This window comes from Kitasatospora sp. MBT66 (genome assembly GCF_000710405.2).
In the GTDB taxonomy this organism is placed as follows: domain Bacteria; phylum Actinomycetota; class Actinomycetes; order Streptomycetales; family Streptomycetaceae; genus Kitasatospora; species Kitasatospora purpeofusca.
The window spans coordinates 370,186-393,807 of record NZ_JAIY01000008.1 but is presented as its reverse complement, the minus strand read 5'-3'; the positions used below and the strand labels follow the sequence as shown (position 1 = coordinate 393,807).

Below are 23,622 nucleotides of genomic sequence, written 5' to 3'. Positions count from 1 at the left end.
GGTGCCGCCACCCCCGATCACTGGGGCGGCGCGATCGGCGCCGTCCCTTCCTTGGCGCGGGCGCGCCCCTTGGCGCTGGTGGGCGGGGGCGGCGGGTCGTCGCCCGTCGGTTCCTGCTCGTCGGTGTCGTCGAGCTGCTCGATCTCGTAGCCGTAGCGCAGGAAGTACAGCCGGGCCCCGACGTCGAGTTCGTCGACGGTGGCCCGGCCGGCGGTGAAGCGGACTCCGGCGACGGTGTCGTCGTCCCCGAACGGGGAGGTGATCGCGTACGACATCACTTCACCTTGATGTTCCGCAGCACCGCGGCCGCCTTGGTGGCCTTGAGTACGACCGCGACCGGGCCGAGCTCGACCTCGCCGACCTTCAGCGCGCCGGCCGTGCTGAAGTCGGGCAGCCACTGCTGAACGAGGTTGCCGCTGGTGGTGGTCACGCCGTGGAAGCCGTCGATGCCGATGCGGACGGCGTAGAGGTCGGACAGGCCGGTGATCTGTCCGCCGGGGCCGGCGCCGTCGACGTCCCGGGACTCGATCGGGACCACCGGCAGGGTGCTGCCGGCCCGGTCGCCCAGGTTGACGAGAGGGATCCCATTGTAGAACTCGACCTTCTTGCCGAACGCGTTCAACTCACGGTTGTAGTAGCCGGCCCGACGGGCGAGCGAACGCACGCGGGCAATCGTCTTGCCGTTGCCGAGCAGTGCGGAGGGGGTGCCGTCGAGCAGGTCGAGGAACTCGTCGAGTGCGTCGAGCGCGGCGTGCGCCTTGGCCGTGTCGGTGCCCAGCGTGCTGCCGGTCCAGTCGAGGTACGAGCCGGCGCCCATCTCGGTGGCGGAGTTGGCGAGGGCGACGTCGAGTCCGTCGAACCCGAGCACGTCGCCCTCGGGCGTGGTCTGCTTCTTGCCCGTGATGACCTGCTCGCTGAAGAACGTGTTCGCGCTCTTGATCGCCTGCGTCATCTGGAAAGTGACTTCGTTGCTCGCAGCCGGGCCCAGCTGAGCGATAGTGCGGTCGATCTCGAAGGCATCGCCGAGCGGCGCGAGATCGACGTCGTAACGGGCGCGCTTGGCCTGCCCACGCGGGTACTCCGAGTTGAGCTTGCGGAAGCCGGCGGGGCGCTCGGCGACCAGCCGGGTGTAGCCGTAGGACAGGGCTGCGCCGCCGCCGGCGGGGTTCACGGCCTGGTCCCAGATCATGTTGTCCAGCAGCCACGAGTTCTTGCGGAACTCGTCGATGACCTGCAGGTCCACGGGGTCAACGGTGTTGAGCTTGGCGTCGGCCAGTGTGATAGCCATGGGGCAGGGACCTCCTTACTTGGCGAGTCGCGCGCTGATCGCTTCGAGCAGCGACGCGGGTTCGGTACGGGTGGTGGGGGCGCCGCGGAACTCGGAGCCGGACCGGGCGGGCGCGGCGGGGGCGGCGCGGTAGAGATCGGGGTCGGCCTCGACCGCCGCGGTGATGGCGGTCTTGAGCTGCTCGCCGAACTGGCCGTCGGCCGGGTCGAGGTCGGCGACCGCGGCCGCGAAGCTGCGGGAGTTGAGCAGGCGATCGGGGCGCGCGCCGGCGGCCTCGGCGGCCTGGTGGGCGGCGAGCTCGACCTGCGCGGTACGCAGCCGGTCGGTCAGCTCGCCTAGCTGTCGGTCGCGGTCGGCCACCTGCGCCGTGAGCTGTGCCGGATCGGAGTCCGATCCGTCCCCGGCGTCGGGGTTGATCGCCTTGTTGATGGCGTCGAGGGCGGCCTGCAGCTGGTCGCGCTGCGCGGTTGCTTCGGTTGCCTGGCGCTGGGCGTCGGCGAGCTGTTCCGCGGTGGGGCCGGTCGGGTCCGGCGGGGTGGCGGGCGGTGCGGCCGGCGGGTCGGTGGGGCCCGGGGCGGGCGGTGCCGGCGGGGCGCCGGTGGGCTCGCCGGTGGGTCCGGTGTCGCCGGAGCCTCCGAGGATCGGCCAGATCGGGCGCCCGTCGCGGCGCCGGCCGACGGCCTGCAGTCCGGTTCGGGGGTGGATCGGAAGTGCGGTGGTGGTCAAGGCGGTTGGTCCCTCCGGGCCGGGGGCGGAAACGGAAAAGGCCCGTGCCCCCGGGGCGGTTTCTAGGGGTCCTCGCAACACCTGATGGCCTATGCGGCTGTCAGTAGATCACGCAGGCGCTCGGCTGGGGTCTTCCAGCCGAGCGTTTTGCGTGGCCGGCGGTTGAGTTGCTGGGCGACGTGTTCGAGGTCTTCGGGACTGTGCACGGACAGGTCGGTGCTCTTGGGGAAGTACTGCCGCAGCAGACCGTTCGTGTTCTCGTTCGATCCGCGCTGCCAGGGCGAGTGCGGATCGCAGAAGTAGACCGGCACTCCCGTGGCGACGGTGAACTGCTTGTGCGCGGCCATCTCGCAGCCCTGGTCCCAAGTCAGCGAGCCGCGCAGGTGCTCGGGCAGGCTCTGGATCAAGGGCACCAGCACGTCGCGGACCTCCGCTGCGGTGTGCCCGCCGGGCAGGTGCCCGAGCATGACGTAGCGGGTGGAGCGCTCGACCAGGGTCACGATCGCGCTCTCACTGCGGGGGCCGACGATCAAGTCCCCCTCCCAATGGCCGGGCACCGCCCGGTCCTCGACCTCGGCGGGCCGCTCGGAGATCATCACCATCTCGTCGACGAACCGGCGGGTGCGCTGCTCGGGGCTGCGGTGCGGCTTGCGGCGAGTGCGCCCGGTGCGCAGTGCGAGCGCGACCTCGCGTCGCAGCCCGCCGCGGGCCTGGACGTAGACCGCCTGGTAGATCGTCTCCGGACTCACCCGCATGCTCTCGTCGTCGGGGAACTCGCTGACCAGAGCGTGACAGATCTGCTCGGGCGACCACCGCTCCCGCAGCCCGTCCGCGACGAACTCGCGCAGTGCGCCCGGCCGGGCGAGCTTGGACTCCTTGGGGCGTGATCGGCTTGCCGCCCATGCCCGCTGGGCCCGGTGCGGCCGGTAGACGCCGTCGACCGCACGGGTGTCGATCTCGCGCTTGACGGTGGAGGCCGGCCGGCCCAGGGCCCGCCCGATTGCCCGCAGCGACCGGCCCTCGCGGCGCATGTCGGCTATCAGCTCCCGTTCGGTCACCGTCAGGAACCGTGGGTGCAGCCTGGCCTCGACCGCCGCTGTCGAGGGCGCCGGCGTGCGGGGAACGGTGCTGGTCATGCCCGTTGTGTAGTCGATCTTGTGTCCATCGGGGTGGAGGCGCGCGTTGCCGCTCTTGCGGATCCCGTGGTCCCAGTCCTGGGCGGTGCGCTTGTGGACCCCGACCCGCGCGGCGGCGTCCTGCCGTCGCACCCCGGCCGCGCGAAGCCGCTCGTACTCCGCCCGGCCCGAGTGCCTGTTCCTTCCCGGCTTCCCACGGCCACGGACACCGGCCTTGCGTGCCCACCCGGCCGCCGTGTGACGGTTCGCCCCGACCGCCCGGGCCGCCCCCGTGACACTGCCGTCCTCCCGGTCCAGCGCTTCGAAGAACCTCGCCTTCAAGTCCTCAAAATCCACGATCCCCGCAACTCCCTGGGGTCAGGGTGTTGCGGGGATCGCTAGAACCCGCCCGGTGGGGGTGCGGGCCTTGGCGGTGGTGGGTGGCGCGCTACGGCGGCGCGGTGAGCGGGCGGGCGGCGGCGTAGCCGCGCACCCATGCGGAGCGCAGCAGGGACTCGCGCGAGTGGGGGCAGGCGGTGATCGGCTGTCCGGCCCGGGCCGCATCGCGGCCGGCCCGGGTGGCGCGCACGGCGTCGGCGCGGAACCCCAACACCTCACCCCCTAGAACTTGTTGGAGACGTCGCTGCTGCTCTTGCGGGCGGTGTCGGCGGCGGCCGAGCGTACGCCGGTGAGCTGCTCGGTGTACTCGGCGAGCGTGGTCCGCGGGGACACCTCGGCCCAGTACCGTTTGAGTTCCTCGGAGGCCCGGGCGTACGCCACGTGGGCAGGGCCCGAGAAGACGGTCAGGGGGTCGATGCCGTCGAGCTCGGCCCGCTTGGTGAGCAGCACCCCGCGGCACCATTCCTCGGCGTCGAGCCACTGCGCGTAGACGTACTCCTCGTACATCTGCCGCACCTGCTTGGTGGTGAACGCCCGGCGGTTCCCGGTCTCGGCCCACTCCCGTTCGGCGAGCCAGCGCTCGGCCGCCGGGAGCCGGTCCCACGGGTGTTCGTCCGGGGCGGCGTCGACCCACGACCAGTCGTCCATTGGGGAGCCCGGGCGCAGCGCGTCGTCGAGGGCGGCCCGGTCGGCGAGCTGCGCCTCGATCCCGCGGCCGGCGGCGGCCGGCGGCGGGGTGGTGGGGTAGCGGCGGTCGAGTTCGGCGGCAATGCGCTCGGCCCCGTCGGGGTCGGTGTAGCGCAGCGCCCACCCGAGGCGGTCGTCGGCGACGGCGGACAGGTCCGCCAGCAGTCGGCCGCCGGGGAACAGCTCGACGAGCAGGGCCCGGCGGTCGGCCTCGGCAGCCAGGGCGGCGAGCTCGTCGCCGGTGGCGTGCCGGGCCCGCTCGGCGAGCTGCTGCTCGGACATGCCGATCAGATCCCGGCGGGCACCGGGCAGGGCGGCGTCGATGTCGCGCCGGTCCAGCTCGGCCGCCACCCGCAGCACCCCGGGGTCGTCGAGCAGCGGCAGCACGCGGGCGAGCTCGTCGTCGCTGAACTCGACCAGGTGCGACGACATCCGGCCGCCGGGCCGCACGCGGTCGAGCAGGGACTGCTCGTCGCGCCGGTTCGCCTCGGCCTCGATGCGGGCACGGCCGCGCTCGTCGAGGGAGCCGTGCCGCAGCGCGGCGCCGAGCTGCTCGTCGCTCATCTCGCCCGGCGTCCGGTGATCACCAGCGCGCACCCGGGCGGCCTCGACCGCATCCGGCGGTACCGGCCGGCGCGGTTCGGGAAGGTTCCCCGCCCCTGGCTGCTCGCGGTACCGGAGCCGCTTCAACTCCGGGTTGGCGGCGAGGTGGTCGCGCATCCGCTGCTGCCAGTCGCGCACCCGCTGCTCGGCCACCTGCCGGGCCTCGGGCGTCGCGGCCGCGGCCGTGCGGTTCTTGTACTTGCGGATCTGCCGCTCGATCGCGCGCTGCCGCTGGCCTGCCTCGTACCCGGTGCCGTCGGACGGCTCCGGCGGGTCCGCGGTGGTGACACCCGGGGTGAACGCGCTCAGCGAGTGTCGGCAGTTGGGGTGTTGGAGTCCGGCGCGGCGGGCCTGCTCGACGCTGCCCGCGATCCGCACGCGCACGGCGCGGCCGTCGTCGACGGCGTGCTCGACCTCGACCTCGCGCGGCCCGTCCGGGCCGTCGAGCGAGAGCACCCTGCCCTCCCACTTTCGGCAGAGCGGGCACTCGCGCGGCGCGCTCGACACCTTGACCAGGTCGACGCCGGCGGCGCGCAGCCGGTCGGCCTGCCCCTCCACGGCGGCCCGGCCGACGGCGGTCCGCACGGCCATCTCGGCATAGCTGGGCATCTGCCAGGACCGGCCTGACTTGTCGACGAAGGACCGGAGGCCGCGGTCGGCGAACCGTTCCATGGCCCGGGCGGTGGCCTGGCGGCGGGTGTCGATGCCGAGCAGCGGCGTAGCGGCCACCTCGGAGACGACCTGTCGGTATCCGTCCTCGACGCCGCGCAGAATGCCGCGGTGCGTGGCCGTGACGAGCTGGATGGTCTCTATGGCGAGCCGGTCGACGGCGCGGCCGGCCGGGGTCGACTCCGCGATACGCGCGGCGTCGACGTCGGCCAGGGCGCCGAGCTCGGCCAGCCCGGTCCGGGCGCCGCGGTTCCATGCTTCGGCGACGACGTCGTGCACCTCGGTGGTCATGGCCGTGCCGAGCGCGTCGACGACACCCTGCGCCGCGCGGCGCAACGGCTGCACGTCGGCGAGCTTGGCGACGGCCCACCCGGGGGCTTCGAGGCCGTCGGCGATCTGCCGGGCGACGATGCCGAGCAGGCGCTGCTCGGCGTCCTCGTACAGGGCCCGCACGCGGTCGGCGAGATCCTCGGCCATCCAGGGGGAGACCGGCACGCGATCACCCCCTCGACCACCTACACGCCGAAGCTGGGCGCCGGGTCGGGCACGGCCTGCCCGGTCTCGGCGTGGATGCGGGCCACCTCGGCGGCGACCGCATCGGCGTCCCACTCCGGGCGCAGCATTCGGACCTTGGTCTCGGTGCTGACGGCCTGTGCCTGGCCGAGCAGGGAGAGGGTCTGCGCCTGCGTCTGGGCGTCCGGGGCGACCGCGGCCCCGAATGCCACGGTCGGCCGCTCGGGGGCGAGCCGGGAGAAGCCGAGTGCGCGGTCGAGCTGCAGCATGGCCTCGGCGATGTCGGCGACGGCCGGGGACGCGTAGCTGATTTTCGCCCTGCGGGTCACCATGCTGTCGTGCCCGCGGGCCAGGGTCTCCGTCGCGGTGACCGGCGGGCCGCCGTCGAGCCCGAACGTGCTCGGGGAGTAGCCGGCGGCCTCGACGATCTGCCGCACGAGCGCGTCGGACGTCGCCTTGTGCTCCGCAACGCGGATGGCGAACTGGCTCATGGTGATGCCGGCGCCCGTGTCGGTCGGCGGGATGTCGAGCGTCGACCAAATCTCCTGGTCGTCGTCGAAGCTGGCGCCTTGGCCGGGGCCGCGGTTGCGCAGGTAGCCGGCGGGGACGATGAGGCGTGCGCGGGCGAGCCGGATGTCGCGCATCCAGCTCGACCACACCTCGTCGAGCGCGTCGCACATGTCGCGCGCCGGGCCCTGCAGGTCGGATCGGCCGAGCGGGCTCCCGCGGTGGGAGCGGTTGGGGCCGATGTTGGGCCAGTAGGCCGCGGTGAGGCCGGGGATGCCGGTCTCGATCGTGCCGGACGGGCCGAGCGACTCGACGACCGCGGCCGTGCTCGGGTGCTCTGTGAGGGGCACCTGCCGGCCGATGTTGTCGGTGGTGCCTTCGTAGAGGGCGTGTTCGATGCGGCCGCGCTCGTGCCTCTCCAGTCGGCGCAGCACCGTCGAGCCGCGTCGCTCCAGTTCCTCCCAGCAGGTCAGGGCGACCAGGTGCCCGTATCGGACCTCGGGCAGAGCGGCGTCGTGGTGCACGGTGGTGAGTAGCGGGCGGGGGCCGATCTCGGCATCCCACGCGGCCACCAGGTACACCCCGCCGAGCGCGGCGGACACCTCCGCGGCTTCCAGCAGGGTCCGCTCGGCGCGCGGGCCGAACAGCTCGTCGAGCCGGGCCTGCAGGGCGGTGTCGGTGACGGTCACCCGCGGGGGCTCGCCCATCAGGAGACCGGCGGAGCGGCGGGCGACGTCGGCAGGCATCGGGATGTGCAGGCGACTCTCGCGCCGGTCGGGGGTGGACGTGCGCTCGCGCCCCCACAGGCGGCGCCGGCCGTCGCGCCGACGGGCCTGCCCCTGGTAGACGGCGGCCAGGCGGCGCGGGTCGCCGGAGTACCACGCGTCGTCGATCGCGATCTCGGCGAGCTCGGGCGCCCAACGGCGCGGCGGCCAAGGGCTGTTGGCTTCAGGGAGTGGCATCGGCGATCACCTCCTCCGCCAGCAGATCGGGGACCAGGTGGCGCCACTCGGCGGCGGTCGAGTGCACGACGTACCGCAGCGCGTCGCACGAGTGATCGTTGATCTTGAGCGGGCGGTCTTCGCCGGCGGCGGTCGCGGCCGGGTCCCAGACGTACCCGGGCAGCTCGGAGAGCAGGCCCTCGCACGAGCGGTGCACACGCATCAGCCCTGATGCGAGGGCGGTCGACGTCGAGCGGATCCCGTCGAGCACCTGGTTCTTGGCCCGGGTGGTCCCGGGGTGCCCGTCCTCCCAGAGCTGGGCAAGGAAGCTCGCGGCCGACGGATCGAGGAACGTCCACTCGGGTTCGACCTGCAGGCCGTCGAGCCAGCCGCGCAGGGCTGCGCTGTACTGGGCATCGGTCATCTGCCGGCGCCGGGCACGGGAGTCGTAGCGCCACTCTGCGCACGCGTACAGCCGGTTGTCCTCGCCCAAGCCGAGCAGGATCGCGGCGAAGGGGTTCGACGTGCCGTAGTCCACGCCGAGCCAGTGCCGGACCATGGGCGGCAGCTCGTCGACGACGTGCCGCTGCTCGTCCCAACAGTCGTAGATCGACCCCTCGGCGATCACCCACGCGCCGTCGATCATGCGCCGTCGCCACAGGCCGGTGTACTCGGAGTGCAGCGCCCGGACGTAGGCGGGCGACAAGCTCGGGTTGTCGCGCAGGCTGAAGTGCCACGCGCGCAGGTCGAGCTCGGTCGCGCGGTCGAGGTACCCGGTGCGAAGCCAGTGCCGCGGCGAGTCGGGGTTGGTGGTGGCCAGCAACTTCGCACCCGGGACGCTGAGTCGGGCGAGCAGCTGCACCCAAAATGCCTCGGGCAACAACGTCGCTTCGTCGACGTACGCCAAGTACGCCGTGAGGCCGCGCAGCCGACCCTCGGCCCGGGCGTCCGCCGCGCCGATCAAGTGGACGGTGCGCCCGAGGATGACGGCGGTGGTGGCGCCGCGGGTGTGCCGGACCTGCCCGGCGGCGACCGGCCCGAACAGCGCCGTGTCGCTGAGGGGTTCCAGCACGTTGCGCTCGATCGTTTGCAGACTGCGGCCGCAGACGATGATCAGCCCGGACGGCGGCGCCTCCGCGACGGCCAGCAGGAACGCCAGCAGCGAGGCCACCGTCTTGCCGGAGCGAACCGCGCCGTGCCAAATGTTGATGCGGGCGGTGGCCCGGGCGACCGACCGAAGTTGCTTGCGGGACAGGGGGAGATCGGGAGCGGGGGCGAGCACAGCTCACCCCCCGTCGGCGGCCGCCTCGTCCTCGTTGGCGAAGGCAGACCGCAGGCCCCGGGCAAGATCGGTGAGCATGCTGCGCACCTCGTGCCCGGACGTGCCAGCGTCGATCTCCGCCAACCGGGCCGCGCTGGTCAGATACCCGCCGATCGCCTGCGAGTGGTGGCGCTCGTCCTGCGCCGGCGGGTCGTCGCTCACGACCTCGACCGTGTCACCGGTCGGCAGCAGCTCAACGCGCACGTACGCGTCGGCCTCGACGCGGTCGAGGTTCGATGCCGCCCGCCGGTACAGCCGGGCCGTCAGGTCACGTCGCAGGGCGGCGAGATCCTCCTGCCGGGCCGCGGTCGCCGCGGCCGTCCGGGCGCCGCCCGTGAAGGCGAGCCCTTCCTCGGCCGCGATCTTCGAGACGGTCGAGCTGCTGCGCCCGATCGCGGAAGCTATGGCGTTGCGGGACAGGCCGTCGGCGTGCAGGCGGCGCACCTGCTCGCGGTCCTGGTCGGTGATGGGCTCGCGCACGGGGCATCACCTCCCGGGCACGCAGAACGGCCCGCCACGGGGGGATGTGGCGGGCCGTAGGTCTGGAGTGCGTTCCGGGCACGCCGGAAGCGCCTCCAACATTAGGTCACGAAGTGGTAACGGTGCAAGGGGTTAGCTGCGGGCCCGCTCGACGACCGCAGCGGCTTCCGCATCGGTCCCGGGGCGGCCGGGCCAGACCAGCACGCGCACGGCCGTCACCTCCTCGTCCGCGGCGTGGTCGGCGAGTACCTCCTCGACGGTCACCGCGGCGAACCGCTGCGCGTTGCGCGCCGGGTCGGCGTCGACGATCTCGACGGGTGCAAGCTCGGCGTCGTCCTCGACCTCCCACCCGCTCGCGGTCTGCAGGTCGACCCGGTACGCGAACAGCATGTGCCCGTCGATCACCGCGCGCACCCGGTCCTCGGCGACGTCCAGCTCGGCCGCGATCACCGGGGCGGGCAGACGGCCCTCGGCGGCCGCCTCGACCACCAGGGCGGCGAGCTGCCCCTCGATCGGGCGGCCGGCCGCGGCGTGCTCCCGTGCCGTGCGCAGCCGGGCGAGCGCCGTCTCGGCGTCGAAGTCGTCGAGCAGCGTGCCGAGCTGCTCGGCGAAGGTGCGGGCGCCGGCCCGCTGCTCCTGCTCGGTCATCGGTTCCCCGGCCGGCCGCTTGACGTAGACGGTGGGGTCGGGCTTCTCGGTCATGGTGGGCGCCTCCCTAGCGCTCGGTGCGGGCGCCGGGCCCTACCGCCGTAGGGTAGGTGGCGCCCCTGACAGGTGCTCTCTGCCGGGTGCGTGGCCCCTCGGGGCCGCGGGGTCGGCCGGCGTTGTAGCGGCGCCGGCCGACCCGCGTTCACGCCTGCTCAGTGCGGTGCTTGCGGATGATCTGGTAGATCCGTCCCTCGGTGTACTCCAGATCCCGCGCGATCTGGGCTGCCGACCGGCCGCCGTTCTTCGCCTCGACCACGATCCGGGCGAGCTGCCGTTCGAGCGGCGCCGACTCGCGCCGGATGCGCACGGCATCCTCGTACGTGAGCTGGGGCTCGTCCTGCTGCTGCTCGGGCATGGTCTGAGGTCCTTCCGTGGGGCCGGCCGAGCTGCTGCTCGACCGGCCGGTGCTGTCACTGCCTACTCTCGCCGATCCGCCGGCGCGCCGCGGCGCCGGCGGTCGACCCGCGCCGCCTACTTGCGGCGACGGCCGCTGAAGTCGCAGAAGTTGCACCCGCGACCGGAGCAGTCACGGCAGCGCGGGCCGCTCTCGATCTCCTCCGGCGCTTCCTCGACGGGCGCGTGCTCGTACAGGCGCCACGCCCGGACCTCGCCCCCACCGCCGGCCTCGACGAGCCAGTCGGCGGCCGCCATGCGGGTACGCAGGATCTCCAACTGCACTCGGTGCGGCGCACCGTCCTGGTCGCGGTGCTGGCCGTCAACGAGCCAGTAGAGCGCCACCAGCCTGTCACCGCGCGGCTCGACCATGACACCGGCCGCGTGCGGGTTGTCCTCGATGTCGTCGCCCTGCAGCGCGGCCAGCCGCAGCGTCTCCCGCTTGCCGTGGCCGGTGAGAGCACCGAGCGCGGCCCGAACGTCCGGGTGCTGCGCGTGCTTGGGCAGGCACCCGCGAGACTCCCCGCGGTGCGCCACGACGGTGCCCTCGACGGGCGCCTGCTGCGCCTCGTCCTTCGGGCCGTACTTCGCCCGTTCCGCGGCGCGCCGCTCGGCAGAGTTCGCCTCGAACGCGGCGCGGGCGACGGCCGCCTCGGCCTTGATCCGGTCGAGGTCGGCTTGCGAGATGCCCATCTTCACCCGGACGCGCATGGGGCCGTCGGGCAGTGCCTCGACGGGCGCCTGCTCGGCCGCGGCCGGCACGGGCTGCTCGGTCAGCGGGATGTGCTCGCCCGACGGGCTGACGGCCCACGCGTGGCGGAACATGGCGGCGCCGGCGCGCACCTCGTCGAGGGTGCCGGCGGCGCGGGTCGAGCGCAGGCTGCAGGTGCCACGCTCGCAGACGTCGCGCGGGTCCTCGCACACCTGCAGGGCGTACCGGCCCGGGCGCGGCTCGTGCACGCCGAGCACGGCCTGCTCGAACGCGTTGGTGGCCACCGGCGCGGCCGGCCGTGCCAGACGGCGGCGCGGCTTGGCGGGCGCCTGCTCGACGGCGGCCGGGGTCGGCGCGGTCGGGGTGTCGAAGAGGGTCGGCTCGACGGCGGCCGGGCGCTTGCGGGCGGGGGCGGCCGGGGGGTTGAGCAGCGGCTGATCGGCGAGGGACAGCTCGGCGCGGCGGCGGTCGCCGTGCGTGCGGTCGCAGTTCTTGCAGACGCGCAGGGCGCCGGTGGACAGGCCCTTGGCCGCGGTCTCGGGGTCGACGACGTGCAGCGCGAGCCGCTTGCAGTAGCCAACGGTGATGCCGTTGTCCTGCTTGTGCAGAACTGCGCTGCGGGCGCTGGTGGTTGCGTAACGCATGGGGTGCTCTCCCTGTGTCGATGGGGTGCCGGGTAGCGGCCGGCCCTGCAATCACTGCAGTAATGATTACTGTAATGATTACAGTTCGCGTTGGCAAGGGGGTGACGAACGCGGGCCCGGGCAACAGCCCGGGCCCGTCTTCGGGGGTGTGCCCCGGGGTCACGCGGCCCGGCCGGCGGCGGGGCGGTCGAGGGCGGCGAGCAGCTCGACGAGCTCGGCCGCGTGCCACGCGCGCCGGCCGCGCCGGTCGCGGTCGACAGGGGCGGGGCAGGTGCGGCCGGTGGCGCAGGTGACGCTCGGGGCGGTACGCGGGTCGGTATGCAGGGTGAGCTCGCCGGAGCACCACGGGCACGCCCGGCCCTCGATCACGGTCTCGGCGCGGTCGAGGCCGAGCGCGCCGAGCACGAGGTGCTCGGCCTGTCCGGCCACGCGCACCGCCTCGTGCGCGAGGTGCTCGGGCAGCAGGCCGAACAGGGCCGGCCTGCGCGTGCGGGAGCCGGCGCGCTGCTCGGGGTCGGTGTCCTCGTCGAGCAGGCGCCCCTCGACGTACAGCGCAGCCCAGTGCAGGCCGTGCCGACGGCTCCCGGGGTCGGTCGGGCTCGCATAGTGCCACCGGCGGGGGTCGCCCGCGTCCGCGGCGTCGACGGCCCACACGACCGGCCGGCCGGGGGTGGAGACGGGCCGGCGCTCGATCGGCCGCTGCACCGCGGCGGCGAGCGTGTCGGCGGTCTCGAACACGAGCCGCTCGACGCGCACCGCGGCGTCGACGGCGGCGAGGTTGGCGGGGGCGGGGTGCTGGCGCAGAGTGAGCGGCACGCGGTCGTCGACGAGCAGCTCGGCGTCGGCGGCGGCCTGCCGGGCAAGGTGGGTGGACAACTGGGCGGGCGGCCACACGGGGGCCGGCCCGGTCTCGATCGCGACGAGCAGTGCGCCCCAGTGGTCGCGCACGGTGCGCAGCTGCTCGACCGCCTGACGGATGCGGGTGGACGGGTACACGATGCGCTCCCAAGTAGGTTGTGCAGGTGGAGAGTTGGTGAGCCCGGGCGCCCCTCTGTCGCGGTACGGGGGCGCCCGGGCCCGGTCTAGGTGGCCGACCGGTCGGCGGCCGCGGCGGGGGAGCGGCGGTCGGGCACGGGCTGCAGGCCGGCCGCGGCGAGCTCGACGGCGGCGCGGCCGCGGGCCAGCGCCCATCCGTCGAGCAGCTCGGCGGCGAGCAGCTCCTCGTAGTCGGCCCGGTCGTCGACGGCCGGCCGTGCCGCGGCGTCGAGGCGCTCCCGCAGCAGGGCGAGCTCGGACTCGACGGCCCGGCCGCGCTGCGCCCTGGCCAGGGCCCGGCGCAGGGCCCGCAGCCGCTGGCGGGCCGTGCGGCGCAAGCGGTCGTGAAGCCGGCTCCACTCGGCGCACCACTCCCGGTAGCGGGCGAGCTCGCCGATCCCGTCGCGCAGCAGCTCGGCCTCACCGGGCAGCAGGGCGCCGCGCGCAGCCCGGTCGACCAGGTGCAGCATCCGCTCGACGTCCGCCCGGTCGGTGGGGGTCGCACTCACGGGATGTCCCGTGGGTCGAGGACGTAGGCGACGACGAGCCGGCCCTCGACGGGGTCGAGGAACAGGTCGGCGTCCACCGCGGGACGGCCGGCGGCGCGCAGCTCGGCGCGCACCGTGTCGAGCAGCTCGGCGACCACGGGCAGGGACACGGGGAAGGGCAGAGCCCGCTCGGCGCGGGTCTCGTGCACGAGGTAGCGGGAGGGCAGGGCAGGCACGGGCTGTGACCTTTCGGGAGGGGCGGCGCGGACACCCGCGCGCATGGGGGGCGCATCGACCGGTCGCGGCGCAGGGATCATCGAATTCCCCTACAGTGAGCGACAGTTCGGGCCCGCGGGCGGCCGCCGTCGCGCGGGATCGGAGGCTGCACCATGAGGGCTTCGACGGCGGCGAGCTCGACGGCCCGCTGCTCCTCGCGGCGCTGCTCGGCGAGCAGTTCGGCCTCGACCCGGCGGGCGGCGATCTCGGCCTCACGCCGGGCCCGCAGCAGGGCCGGCCCGTCGAGGCGGTCGACCACGCGCCACCGGCCGTACCCGATGGACTCCTCGCAGAGCACCACGGCGCCGGCCGCGGCGTGCGTGCGGGCCACCCGTCGGAACTGGCGGCGGTCGGACGACTCGAACAGGGCCGGCTGCTCGCGGCCCGGCCACGTGGCGGTGAGCCGATAGGCCGGGGTCGGGATCGGGTGGCGGGCACCCGGGCGGTGGCGGCTTTTCACGCGGCACTCTCCTGTCGGCGGCCGGCGGCGGCCTTGTCGGTGCGGGTGGGGTGGACGGTGCGGCGCCTCGACCAGGTACCGGCCTGCGCGCCGGGCGCGAGGGTGCGCCGCCGGCACGGTTCACCGGCCGGCGCGTGGCACCAGTCGCACGAGACGGCCAGTGCGTCCGGGCGCCCGGCGGCGGCCGCGGCCTCCCGCGCCGCCCGCACCGGCCGGTACCGGGCGAGCTGCTCCACGGCGGCCGCCGGCAGCGCCCGACCGGCGCCGATCCGGGCGGCCACCGACGCGGCCGGCCCGCCGGTCAGCTGCCGCGTGCTGGTCGGCGCGGCCTGCCCGGTGGCAACCGCGACCCGCTGCTCCCGGATCGCGTGCCGGTAGGCACGGTCGTCGTCCGGGTCGACGGCCGGGCGCGGGTCGGTGTGCCGGGCGAGCAGGGCCCGACGGTGCGCGGCCCACGGCCGGGCCACGTCCGCGGCGATGATCGGCCACGGGGTCTCGGCGATGTGCCGGCGCACGACCGCGGACGCGTCCCACCCCTCGACCGCGACGGCCGGCACGTCCTGCAGCAGCTCGCACCACCGCCGCAGCTGCGCGCGGGCCTCGTCCTCGTCGGCGTTGGCGTTGCGGGGGTCCAGCTCGGCGGCGTAGGCGAGCAGCGCGGCCACCTCGGCGGGGTTCATCGGGCACCCCCGCGGGCCTGCAGGTCGTCGAGCGCGGCCTGCAGCAACGCGGCGTTCCGGGTGGCCGGTGGTGAGGGGCGGGAGGCGCCCCCGGGCACGGACCGCAGCGCCGGGCGGCCCGTCGGGCGCTCCCGGCCGATCCACTGCTGCCAGTCGGCGCGCCACTGGGCAGGGGTGCGGGCCGGCGCAGTCGCCCGGTGCTGCGCCCACTTCAGCGTGGCGTGGTCGAGGCCGTCGGGCCCGAGGCGCTGCAGGTGGCCGGAGACCGCGGCCCACCCGAGCAGCTCGTCGTCGGGCTGCCAGTCGGCAGGCAGAGAGATCGCAGCAGGACCACCCACGGCCGCAGAGCCCCCGCGCCCGCGCGCGCTCCTCTGCTTCCCTCCCGTTACTTCTCGTTCCCTCTGGTTCTGGGGGGCAGAATCTGCACCCCCCGCCCCGCAGGAACTGCACCCCCGCCCCGAAGAATCTGCACCCCCGGGGGTGCAGTTCTCGCACCCCCCATCGGCCGGGGCGGAAGAATCTTCCTCCCCCTCGACGGCGGCGCCGGGCGTCCAGCCGACGGCCTTGGGGAGGCGGTAGACGCGGGCGCCGTAGGGCCCGAGCCGGCCCTCGACGAGCTCAAGCTCGCCGAGCCGGATCGCAGCCTTGATCGCGTCGCTCACCGAGCGTTCGCTCGCGTTCGTGCGGGCGGCCAGGGTGCGGGTCGACCCGAACGCGACGCACTCACTGCCGGCGCGCTCGGCCAGGGCGAGCAGGACCAGGCGGGCCGTGCCGCGGGCATCCGAGCACTCCCACACCCACTCACGGGCAAGATGACTCAACGGGGTTCCCTCCCTCGGGTGTTGGGCGTAGACGGTGGATCGGGGCGCCGGGCGACGGCGGCCGGGGAATGGGCGGTGCACCGCGGCCCGCACGGGTAGGGGCGAGCCGGTCGACCGCACGGGCCCGGGCCGGCGCCGCAGAACGGACTCACGCGGTGTCGAGCGCGTCGAGCTGCCCGGGTACCGGATCGACGACGTCCTCGACCACCGGCCGGCGCCGCGGCCGCCGGCGCACCGGCGGCGGGGTGGTCGGGTACGGCTGCGCGCTGCCGTCGAGGGCGAGCTGCACCGGCCGCTCGACCCGACCCTCGACGGCCGACCGCCGGCCGCTCACGAGCCGTCCCTCGACGGCCCGGCGGCGGTCTGTCGGCCGATGCGCGCGATCAGATCGAGGTACCACCGCGGCTCACCCGCCGCCCGCGCCGCCCGCCAGAGCCCGCGGACCTGTTCGACGTCCGGCGCGCCGCTGGCAGCGGCCAGCCAGCACCGCCGGATCATGACCCGTACTCCAGTTCGATTAGATGTCGACCGGCGACCGTGCACTCGGCGAGCTGCTGCAGCTGCCGGCCCAGCTCGGCCGCCGCCCGGTAGGACAGATCGGCGGCGAGCAGGCCGTCGCGCGGAAGCTCGTCGACGAGTGCGGCCCGGCGGCGCCGCAGCACCCCGGCCCGGCGCCGCCGGTGGGCCCACCGCAGCAGCGCGCCGCGCACCCCCGCCCGGGCCCGAGCACGGGAGGCGTCCAGTGCGGCCCCCGACCAGTCGAGGGCGACGTCGTCGGCGCGCGGGTCGGTCTTCCGGGCACGGTGGTGGTCGGCGGCCGCGGCGAGCTCGCGCAGCAGCTCGCCGACGAGCTGCTCGTCGGCTGCGTAGGCGAGCGCGACCAGGTCGAGCAGGCGCTCGGCCCCGTCCGTGACGTCGAGGCGGACGGTGTACCCGTCCGGATGCAGATCGGCCCGGATCACTGGGCACCACCGCCGACCACTGGCGGCCGGCGCGGGTCCCCAACGAACCGGGCATACACCCGGTGCTCAGTGTCGACGGTTCGCGAGACCGCCTGAAAGGCGCCCGCCGGCCCGTAGGCCGCGAGCTTCGCCGATCGGATGGCCTGTGCGGCGGATGCGGCTCGGGTGACGGTGTCGGCCCGGTGGACGACTGCCCACTCGCCCGGCCGTGCGCGCAGCGCGGACGCGATCCGGCTGTGCTTGGTCTCGGCCGGCGGCGGCGGGCCGAGGAACTCGACGACCTGCGCGGCTGTCACGCTGCCACCTGCGCAGAGTTCGGCCGTGCTCCGGCGGACTTCTCGGCCGCGAGTCGATCGGCGCGCGCTCGGCGGATATGCGGTCCGAGGATGCGCGCCACGAGGCTGAGCTGCTCGTCGGTGGGATCTGGCCACGCCCGCACCTCTGCGGCCGTGGCGTCGTCGTCGTTGTGATCAGACATCGGCTCCCCCTCCTCCTGTTGCGGAACAGAGACAGCCGGGCCGCTTGTCCGTAGGAGTCGCACCCGTCAGGCTGTCTCTGTTTCGAGACAACAACGAACCTAGGTCGGCCGAAACGGCACGTCAACGCATATCCCGAGTAGTCGACTCGGCGGCATGTGCGCTTCAATAGAGCTGTTCGCGTAACGAGACACGAACGGAGATGAGAAAAGATGTGGGAATCGACCCCGTTCGCCGACATGGTGCGCGAAGCCCAAGCGCCCGACGGTGTGACGTATCGAAAACTTGCCGAGCTGGCGATCGACCCGGAAACGGGGCAGAGCCTCACCCACAACACCCTGTGGAAGATCGGTCACGGCGACATGGTCAAGATCGCCCCGTGGATCGTGAGAGCGGTCGCGGCGGCGGTCGGCCGGCCCGTCCGAGAGGTACAGGCCGCCGCCGCCGAGCAGTACATCGGGCTGCTTGCCGATGACCCGTTCGGAACGAGTACCCCAGAGACAGCCGTTGTAGTTGCGCACGTCCCTGGGCTACGCCGCGCGGACATGCCCAGAGTCGAGGAACTGCTACGGAACTGGGCGTCAGGAGGCGGCGGGTGATAGTGGGTGAGGTCGTCACAGAACGTGCGTGACCTGCGACGACCTGCGGGGTAATGTGTGCAAGCCCGATTCGGAAACGTGTACGAATCGTGACGTTCGACATGCCCACAGGGGGAAAGACGCGCATGATCAAAGTCACCCGAACCCGACTCGACGCCGGCGCTCCGGCCGTCGTCCGCGCCACCTGCGAGACACTAGAACTCGCAGTGGACGATCGGCACATCACGCCCACCGGCGCCGCAGCCATCGAGACCGCCCTGAACGGTCTTGTAGGGCGCGGCGGAGGCGACGAGACGAGCACGGAGACCGACTGTTGATCACCCGCTCTTCAGCGAAGCGCAACGGGCCGCACAGCAAACGCTGTGCGGCCCAAGTTCGTTCGACCCCTATGCGGCCTCGACGAAGTCCACGCCCCTCGGTGTGACGGTCACGTACTCCTCAACGGGCAGATCCCGACCGTTGCGGCCCCGCCGCTTGATCCGCACAACGAGGAGCGTCTGCGCGATGAGCCGCTGCTGCTCCAACTTCAGCGACGGCCAGGCGCGTTCGAGATCCTCCCGCGTAGCACCCGCGAGGTCCCCCACCACCGACGGCGCCCGCAGAGCCTGCGCACGCTTCTTCGCAGCCTCGATCTGCGGAAGGTAGTCAGCCTCCACGGCCACGAGCGCCCGCGCGGTCAGCCGCCCCGCCCCCGCCTCGACGTAGAACTCATCGAGCTGAGCGGAGAGCAGCGCCACCTCGGCCTCCGCCTCCTCCAACTTCTTCATGGTCTCTTCGTCGTCTCGCGTGCACGCGGCGATGAACGCCGGGTTCGACAGCCAATCGAGCAGCTTGCCCCGCACGAACTCGTCGATCGGCTCCAGTTCAGAGCTCACGTGATACCCGGTCTCGTCCTCCGCGCCCGGCTGCTGGCATGCAAGCCGGGGGACACCCCCGCGGCGGATGTCCGACCCGACGGGGACGTCACACACATCGCATTCGGCGATGCCCGGAAGCCAGTACTTCGACGCCCCCGGCCGAGAGTTCCACTTTCCGCCGTCCCGACGGTCCTTGATCACCAGCAGACACCGCGCGTGCGTCGCCTTCGGAACGATCCGCGGCCAAGCCTGCTCCGAAACCACCTCGCCATGGTGGGACCGAACGCCCAAGTACCGAGTGTGACGAGCAAACTCGACGATCGTGGGCGGCACCCACCGGCACATGATCCGCGGCTCACCACGCGAGTTGAAGTCCCGCGAGATGTCGAGCGGCAGCTCTTTGGCCGCGAGACGCTCCTGCACCTCCCGCTGCAGGTCGAGACGATCGGTGATCCGAGCGATCAGGTCAGGGTGAAGATCCCGATCCGTCGGCAGCCCCGGCCGCCACTCGGCCAGCCTGGTTACCTGCTGCTTGGTCCACTCGGGTGCCGGCGGCTCGACGCCGCGGCGGTTCAGGTCCCTGGCGATCTTGCTGTACGCCTCACCGCTGGCCACTCGGCGGCAGATTTCAGCAACCACCTTGGCTTCTGCCGGCTCTTTCTCCACCCGGACAAAGGCGCCCGTGTACGGATCGTAGACGCGCCGGTACCCGTACACCTTGCGCCCGTGCGGCTTGCCCGCAACGGCGTTTGCCCGAAGCGACCGCATCACGTTCGCGCGAAGCTCGTCGACCTCACGCTCGCCGAGCACGGCATCGATCGCGGTCCGGAAGCGGTCGTCCTTGTCCCGCGGGTCGTAGATCTTGCCGCCGTAGCACCACAACACGTTGTGCTTCGCGCACGCATCACGCAGCCGCACGTAAACGGCTAGGTCACGCTGCAGGCGGGTCGAAGCCCAGGCGAATGCGATGTCGAGCTTGCCGGTCTCGATCCACTCGATCATGCGCTCGAAGTCCTCGCGCTCGGTGTTCGCCCCGTGTCGGGACGCCGAGCGGTCGTCGTCGATGAACGTCTCGACCATGACCACCCCGAGCCGGTCGCCGTCCCTCTGGTTGGCGTCGAGCTGCTCGCGCACGGACTCGCCCTTGCGGGCCTTCTTGCCCTGGTAACTGCTCTTGCGGGCGTAGCTACCGCCCCGCAGCCCGGCGTACGGAGTATCGGCCCCCTGCTGGCCGGTGAACGTCGTTGGCACCATGCTGCCCCCTAGATCGTTTCGATCGTACGGTCTAAGCAAGAGCCACGAACGTGACCACGAACGCGCCCAGCTTGTTGATCAGGGTGCTGGTCCAGAGCCACCAGAACTGCCGCGGCAGTCCGCTCATGGCTTCGGTGAGGGCTCCGACCACGCGGGCCGGGACGAAAACGGGCATGTGGGGGCTCCCGGGCAGGCGGCCGACCCCCGAGCACGCGGGCAGGACCGCTCGGCGGGAAGGTAAGTGTCACTGGTACGGATCACACCTTACTCATCGGGGGGTCCGCCCACCAGGGGTTTTATCGGGCTCCACTAAGCTGGGCGCCATGGCTGACACGACGTACCGACTCATCCTGCTCCGCCACGGCGAGAGCGAGTGGAACCAGAAGAACCTGTTCACCGGTTGGGTCGACGTCGACCTCAACGAGAAGGGCGAGAAGGAGGCCGCGCGCGGCGGCGAGCTCCTCGCCGCCGAGGGCTACCTCCCGGACGTCCTGCACACCTCGCTGCTGCGCCGCGCGATCCGCACCTCGCAGATCGCCCTGGACAAGGCCGACCGCCACTGGATCCCGGTCAACCGCAGCTGGCGCCTGAACGAGCGCCACTACGGTGCGCTCCAGGGCAAGGACAAGGCCCAGACCCTGGCGGAGTTCGGCGAGGAGCAGTTCCAGCTCTGGCGCCGCTCGTACGACACCCCGCCGCCGGTGCTGGCCGACGACTCCGAGTTCTCGCAGGCCGGCGACGCCCGTTACGCCGGGATCCCGAGCGAGCTGCGTCCGCGCACCGAGTGCCTCCAGGACGTCGTCGAGCGGATGCTGCCGTACTGGTACGACGCCATCGTCCCGGACCTCGCCGCGGGCCGGACGGTGCTGGTCACCGCCCACGGCAACAGCCTGCGCGCGCTGGTCAAGCACCTCGACGGCATCTCCGACGCCGACATCGCGGGCCTGAACATCCCGACCGGCATCCCGCTGGTCTACGAGCTGGACGCCGACTTCAAGCCGACCGTCCCCGGCGGCCGCTACCTCGACCCGGACGCTGCCGCCGCCGCGATCGAGGCGGTCAAGAACCAGGGCAAGAAGTAAGCCACTTGCCGCTACGGCCCCTCACCTGCGCGTATGGCGCTGGTGAGGGGCCGTTGTCATTCCCGGGCCGTCTGTGGGCCGTCAGCCTTCGTGATCTTGGACCCCGAAGACCCCTTCGATCGCCTTCCGGGCCCGGTCCCGGCTGTCCGGCAGCAGGTGCGCGTACACCCGCAGCGTCAGCCCCGGATCGGCGTGCCCCAGGTACTCGCTGACGACCTTGATGCTCTCCCCGGCGTCCAGCAGCACCGAGGCGTAGAAGTGCCGCAGCGCGTGCATGCCGTGCTCCCGGGCGGCGGCGTGGGACTCGCCCCGGGCCCGGGGCGGGATCACCCCGGCGGCGGCCAGCGCGCGCTTCCAGTGGTCCTCGTTGAGCACGCCGCGCCAGACGATCGAGTCCGAGAGGCTGGTGAAGACCAGCCGCTTGGTGACCGGCGGCCCGCCCGTCTTCATCCACGGCAAGGTGACCTCCACCGGCGGGAAGCGCTCGATGTGGGCCCGGAGCACGTCCGCAACCGGCCCGGGGAGCGGCACGCTCCGCAGCGTCCCGCCCTTCGGCGGGGCGAACACCGGCTTGCTGAGGCTGAGCTTCAGCTGCTGGGTGACGTGCACCGTGCCCGCGTCGAAGTCGAGCGCGTCCACGGCCAGGCCGAGGATCTCGCCCTGCCGCAGCCCGCAGCCGGCGCCGACATCCACCGTCGCCCGGTACCGCTCGGTCATCGCGGCCCGGACGGCGAACACCCGCTCCGGTTGCCACGGGACGACCCGCTTCGACCCGACGACCGGCGGCTTGACCGTCTGCGCCGCGCACGGGTTCCGGGGCAGGTGGCCGTCGTCCACGGCCGCGCTCAGCACGGCGCGGACATTGGAGAAGATGACCCGGGCGTACGAGCCGGAGATGCCCGACGTCTCCAACTGCGCCACGAACTCCCGGATGTGCCCCGGCTGGAACGAGCCGAGCGGCCGGGCCCCGATCCGGGGGAAGGCGTGCCGCCGGAGCTGCGAGCGCATCGACGCCTGCGTGTTGGGGTCGCTGGTCTGGCTCCGCAGCCAGTGCTCGGCGAACTCCTGGAACGTGGTCTTCGCCGCCGCCGGGTCGAGGTACTGCCCGCGCGACATGTCGGCCTCGATCCGGGCCAGCCACTCCTCCGCCAAGCGCTTCTGGCGGTCGGGGAAGCTCTTGCTCTTCTCGGTACCGTCCGGCGCGACGTAGCGGGCGCGGTAGCGCTTGCCGGTGCCGTAGCGGTCGGTGCGGCCGCGCCGCGGCTTTCCGTCGGGGCCGGTCTCGGTCTTGTACCAGCGGTCTTGGATGTGTCCGGCCATGGGGCCGCTCCTCTGTTGTCGGGGCTGTAGTCGACGTGTAGTCGGGGTGTTGTCGGGCCTGTAGCCGAGGTGTTTCCGCAGGTCGCGCGGCGGGTGTAGTCGAGGGGGCGGGGCGTTCGGCGGCTCCCCGGGGGAGGGGCTGGAGCGGCCCGGCGTACGACCGCCGGGGCGGTGCCCGGGGGCGGTGATGGGGAGTGTCCCGGGGTGGCCCGCAGGGTGGCTGGCTGGTGGCTGGTCGGGGTGGGTTGTCCGGTTGGGTGTCGGGAGGGGTGTGTGGTGGGGCAGGGAGGGAGGCTCCAGTACCCGGGGGAGGGGCCGTTTTCGGGGTGTTGGGCGGGGGCTGCGGGGTGCCTCCCTGCCTCCCTGTGGCGGTGTTGTTGCTGGTCGGGGTGGGGGTGGGTGCCAGGGAGGCGGGGAGGGAGTTCTCCCTGCCTCCCTGGCGGGTCCCTGATCGGTCAGGCGGCCTGTTGGGTCTGGTCGGTGACCCATTGGGCGACGGCGTCGGGGTGGTAGCGGACGTGTCGGCCGGCGCGGAAGCCGGGCGGGCCGGTGCGCTTGCGGCGCCACTGGTAGACGGTCTCCAGGGGGACGCAGAGGAGGGAGGCGATGTCCTCGGGGGTGAGGAAGCGGGTGGGGAGGGCGGCGGTGGTGGTCGGGGCGCGGTGGTTGGCCAAGGTGGTCTCCGGGTGCGGTCGGCCTGTTTGTCACCTGTCACCTGTCACCTGTCTGTCGCCTGTACGAGGCGGGGCAGGGGTGGGTTCGGGCAGTGCGGGGCCCGTTCCGGGGGTGGGGATGACAGGTGACAGGACAGGTGACAGGGGGCTTGGTCGGTTGCGGTGGGTGAGGTGTCAGGGCCGTCAGGCCGGTGTCACACGGTCGGGGCCGGGTGTCAGGTCGGCGGCGGGGTGGCTCCGGCGGGGTGTCAGGGCCGTCAGGACCGGCGCCGGGCGGGTGTCAGAGCCGTCAGGGGCGGGTGCCGACCGGGGTGTCAGGGGCGTCAGACGGGGGTGTCAGAGGTGTCAGCTCGCGTGCGCGTGCGCGTTACCCGGGGGTTTGGGCGTCAGCGGTGTCAGACGATCTCTGACACCCGGGGCCTGACGCTCGGAATCCGGCGTCCTTGTGACGGAGGGTGACTTCCCTCCCACCCCCCACCCGGCCGGAGAACGTCCTCCCGGGCCCCTGAGCGGGCGGGGGGAGGGCTTTCCGGGGTGGGGGGTGGGAGGGGGGAGATTGCGAGGAGTCACCGGTTCTAGCGACCGGGGGCGGGGTACCGGGTCGGGCTGCGGGCGGCTTCCGGGGCTCGGCCGGCGGGGGCGCTAGGCGCTAGGTGGCCGGTCGCGGCCGGGGTCGCCCGCTAGCGGGGGTGCTAGGTCTAGCGGGTGGTGCTGCTAGCGGCTTGGCCGTTCGGAGGGTGTCCGGGGCTTGGTGGGGAGCGGGCGCGGGGTGTCGTGGCGGCCGGTGGGGCGTCCAGTTTTCTGGACAGTCGGGTGGTCGGCGGGGTGTGTTCGGGGGTCATGGTGGTGGTCTCCGTCGTCTCGGGGGTGGTCCGGAAAGGCCGGAAAGGCCGTAAAGGGGTCTGAGCTGGGTTTTTGCGTGGCGGAAAGTG

The 23,622-nt window shown here is 73.2% G+C and carries 28 protein-coding genes and 1 pseudogene; 3 read left to right on the top strand and 26 right to left on the bottom strand.

Features of this window, described 5'->3' with window-relative positions; translation table 11 throughout:
• Positions 1–17: 17 nt before the first annotated feature.
• The 22 genes from BI06_RS23100 to BI06_RS23000 all read right to left on the bottom strand — a co-directional run bounded on the left by BI06_RS23100 (position 18) and on the right by BI06_RS23000 (position 16,906).
• Complete coding sequence (locus tag BI06_RS23100; protein ID WP_043471010.1) at positions 18–275, bottom strand: hypothetical protein; 258 nt, start codon at positions 273–275, stop codon at positions 18–20.
• Positions 275–1,288, bottom strand: coding sequence for a major capsid protein (locus tag BI06_RS23095; RefSeq protein ID WP_043471007.1), 1,014 nt, complete (start codon positions 1,286–1,288; stop codon positions 275–277). The genes BI06_RS23100 and BI06_RS23095 overlap by 1 nt, the downstream gene beginning before the upstream one ends.
• Positions 1,289–1,303: 15 nt before the next feature.
• A complete protein-coding gene (locus tag BI06_RS23090; protein WP_051741626.1) occupies positions 1,304–2,014 on the bottom strand; it encodes a hypothetical protein in 711 nt (236 codons plus the stop codon).
• Between the two features lie 89 nt (positions 2,015–2,103).
• On the bottom strand, positions 2,104–3,282 hold the full coding sequence (locus BI06_RS23085) for an IS30 family transposase (RefSeq protein ID WP_107113307.1): 1,179 nt from the start codon (positions 3,280–3,282) through the stop codon (positions 2,104–2,106).
• 295 nt (positions 3,283–3,577) lie between these two features.
• A complete protein-coding gene (locus BI06_RS51060; RefSeq protein ID WP_158516453.1) occupies positions 3,578–3,742 on the bottom strand; it encodes an Rmf/CrpP fold protein in 165 nt (54 codons plus the stop codon).
• A gap of 8 nt (positions 3,743–3,750) precedes the next feature.
• The gene (locus tag BI06_RS23080) at positions 3,751–5,982 is read right to left on the bottom strand and encodes a phage minor capsid protein (protein WP_043471004.1); all 2,232 of its coding nucleotides are present in this window, start codon (positions 5,980–5,982) and stop codon (positions 3,751–3,753) included.
• A 20-nt stretch (positions 5,983–6,002) separates the two neighbouring features.
• Entirely contained in the window at positions 6,003–7,469 is a 1,467-nt protein-coding gene (locus BI06_RS23075) for a phage portal protein (RefSeq protein WP_043471001.1), read from the bottom strand.
• Complete coding sequence (locus tag BI06_RS23070) at positions 7,456–8,730, bottom strand: PBSX family phage terminase large subunit (protein ID WP_043470999.1); 1,275 nt, start codon at positions 8,728–8,730, stop codon at positions 7,456–7,458. Before BI06_RS23070 ends, BI06_RS23075 begins: the two co-directional genes overlap by 14 nt.
• 3 nt (positions 8,731–8,733) lie before the next feature.
• Positions 8,734–9,249 carry a helix-turn-helix domain-containing protein gene (locus tag BI06_RS52485; protein ID WP_043470996.1) on the bottom strand — a complete coding sequence of 172 codons (516 nt, stop codon included), beginning with the start codon at positions 9,247–9,249 and terminating at the stop codon, positions 8,734–8,736.
• 132 nt (positions 9,250–9,381) lie between these two features.
• The gene (locus BI06_RS23060) at positions 9,382–9,951 is read right to left on the bottom strand and encodes a hypothetical protein (protein WP_043470993.1); all 570 of its coding nucleotides are present in this window, start codon (positions 9,949–9,951) and stop codon (positions 9,382–9,384) included.
• Between the two features lie 148 nt (positions 9,952–10,099).
• A complete protein-coding gene (locus BI06_RS23055; RefSeq protein WP_043470989.1) occupies positions 10,100–10,312 on the bottom strand; it encodes a hypothetical protein in 213 nt (70 codons plus the stop codon).
• A gap of 116 nt (positions 10,313–10,428) precedes the next feature.
• Entirely contained in the window at positions 10,429–11,706 is a 1,278-nt protein-coding gene (locus BI06_RS23050) for a hypothetical protein (protein ID WP_043470987.1), read from the bottom strand.
• 159 nt (positions 11,707–11,865) lie between these two features.
• Positions 11,866–12,702: a hypothetical protein gene (locus tag BI06_RS23045; RefSeq protein WP_043470984.1), complete on the bottom strand. Its 837-nt coding sequence runs from the start codon at positions 12,700–12,702 to the stop codon at positions 11,866–11,868.
• An 86-nt stretch (positions 12,703–12,788) separates the two neighbouring features.
• A complete protein-coding gene (locus tag BI06_RS23040; protein WP_043470981.1) occupies positions 12,789–13,250 on the bottom strand; it encodes a hypothetical protein in 462 nt (153 codons plus the stop codon).
• Positions 13,247–13,465 carry a hypothetical protein gene (locus tag BI06_RS23035; protein WP_043470978.1) on the bottom strand — a complete coding sequence of 73 codons (219 nt, stop codon included), beginning with the start codon at positions 13,463–13,465 and terminating at the stop codon, positions 13,247–13,249. The genes BI06_RS23040 and BI06_RS23035 overlap by 4 nt, the downstream gene beginning before the upstream one ends.
• A 77-nt stretch (positions 13,466–13,542) precedes the next feature.
• On the bottom strand, positions 13,543–13,965 hold the full coding sequence (locus BI06_RS23030; RefSeq protein WP_051741623.1) for a hypothetical protein: 423 nt from the start codon (positions 13,963–13,965) through the stop codon (positions 13,543–13,545).
• Complete coding sequence (locus BI06_RS23025) at positions 13,962–14,645, bottom strand: hypothetical protein (RefSeq protein WP_043470975.1); 684 nt, start codon at positions 14,643–14,645, stop codon at positions 13,962–13,964. Before BI06_RS23025 ends, BI06_RS23030 begins: the two co-directional genes overlap by 4 nt.
• Positions 14,642–15,466 (bottom strand): helix-turn-helix domain-containing protein, encoded by an 825-nt coding sequence (locus tag BI06_RS23020; RefSeq protein WP_063795011.1) that lies wholly within the window; start codon positions 15,464–15,466, stop codon positions 14,642–14,644. The genes BI06_RS23025 and BI06_RS23020 overlap by 4 nt, the downstream gene beginning before the upstream one ends.
• A gap of 148 nt (positions 15,467–15,614) precedes the next feature.
• A complete protein-coding gene (locus BI06_RS23015; protein WP_043470972.1) occupies positions 15,615–15,800 on the bottom strand; it encodes a hypothetical protein in 186 nt (61 codons plus the stop codon).
• Positions 15,801–15,960: 160 nt separating this feature from the next.
• On the bottom strand, positions 15,961–16,428 hold the full coding sequence (locus tag BI06_RS23010) for a hypothetical protein (protein ID WP_043470970.1): 468 nt from the start codon (positions 16,426–16,428) through the stop codon (positions 15,961–15,963).
• Positions 16,425–16,724: a hypothetical protein gene (locus BI06_RS23005; RefSeq protein WP_043470968.1), complete on the bottom strand. Its 300-nt coding sequence runs from the start codon at positions 16,722–16,724 to the stop codon at positions 16,425–16,427. Before BI06_RS23005 ends, BI06_RS23010 begins: the two co-directional genes overlap by 4 nt.
• Positions 16,721–16,906: a hypothetical protein gene (locus BI06_RS23000; RefSeq protein WP_043470966.1), complete on the bottom strand. Its 186-nt coding sequence runs from the start codon at positions 16,904–16,906 to the stop codon at positions 16,721–16,723. The genes BI06_RS23005 and BI06_RS23000 overlap by 4 nt, the downstream gene beginning before the upstream one ends.
• Before the next feature lie 210 nt (positions 16,907–17,116).
• Between BI06_RS23000 and BI06_RS22995 the strand changes: the two genes are divergently transcribed.
• Both BI06_RS22995 and BI06_RS49615 read left to right on the top strand, forming a co-directional pair.
• The gene (locus BI06_RS22995) at positions 17,117–17,503 is read left to right on the top strand and encodes a hypothetical protein (protein WP_043470963.1); all 387 of its coding nucleotides are present in this window, start codon (positions 17,117–17,119) and stop codon (positions 17,501–17,503) included.
• Positions 17,504–17,592: 89 nt separating this feature from the next.
• Positions 17,593–17,820 carry a hypothetical protein gene (locus BI06_RS49615; protein WP_043470960.1) on the top strand — a complete coding sequence of 76 codons (228 nt, stop codon included), beginning with the start codon at positions 17,593–17,595 and terminating at the stop codon, positions 17,818–17,820.
• A gap of 69 nt (positions 17,821–17,889) precedes the next feature.
• On the opposite strand, the gene BI06_RS22990 is transcribed toward BI06_RS49615, so the two are convergent.
• Both BI06_RS22990 and BI06_RS48290 read right to left on the bottom strand, forming a co-directional pair.
• Positions 17,890–19,611, bottom strand: coding sequence for a recombinase family protein (locus tag BI06_RS22990; protein WP_206743643.1), 1,722 nt, complete (start codon positions 19,609–19,611; stop codon positions 17,890–17,892).
• 40 nt (positions 19,612–19,651) lie between these two features.
• A pseudogene (locus BI06_RS48290) lies at positions 19,652–19,789 on the bottom strand (MFS transporter); the annotation flags it as partial.
• A 148-nt stretch (positions 19,790–19,937) separates the two neighbouring features.
• Between BI06_RS48290 and BI06_RS22985 the strand changes: the two are divergent.
• Positions 19,938–20,696, top strand: a complete 759-nt coding sequence (locus tag BI06_RS22985) for a phosphoglyceromutase (RefSeq protein WP_030393721.1) — start codon at positions 19,938–19,940, stop codon at positions 20,694–20,696.
• Positions 20,697–20,777: 81 nt separating this feature from the next.
• Here the strand turns inward: BI06_RS22985 and BI06_RS22980 are convergent, their stop codons facing one another.
• Together BI06_RS22980 and BI06_RS22975 are read right to left on the bottom strand one after the other, a co-directional pair.
• A complete protein-coding gene (locus BI06_RS22980; protein WP_043470957.1) occupies positions 20,778–22,016 on the bottom strand; it encodes a tyrosine-type recombinase/integrase in 1,239 nt (412 codons plus the stop codon).
• A 455-nt stretch (positions 22,017–22,471) separates the two neighbouring features.
• Positions 22,472–22,690 carry an AlpA family transcriptional regulator gene (locus BI06_RS22975; protein WP_043470954.1) on the bottom strand — a complete coding sequence of 73 codons (219 nt, stop codon included), beginning with the start codon at positions 22,688–22,690 and terminating at the stop codon, positions 22,472–22,474.
• Positions 22,691–23,622 lie beyond the last annotated feature (932 nt).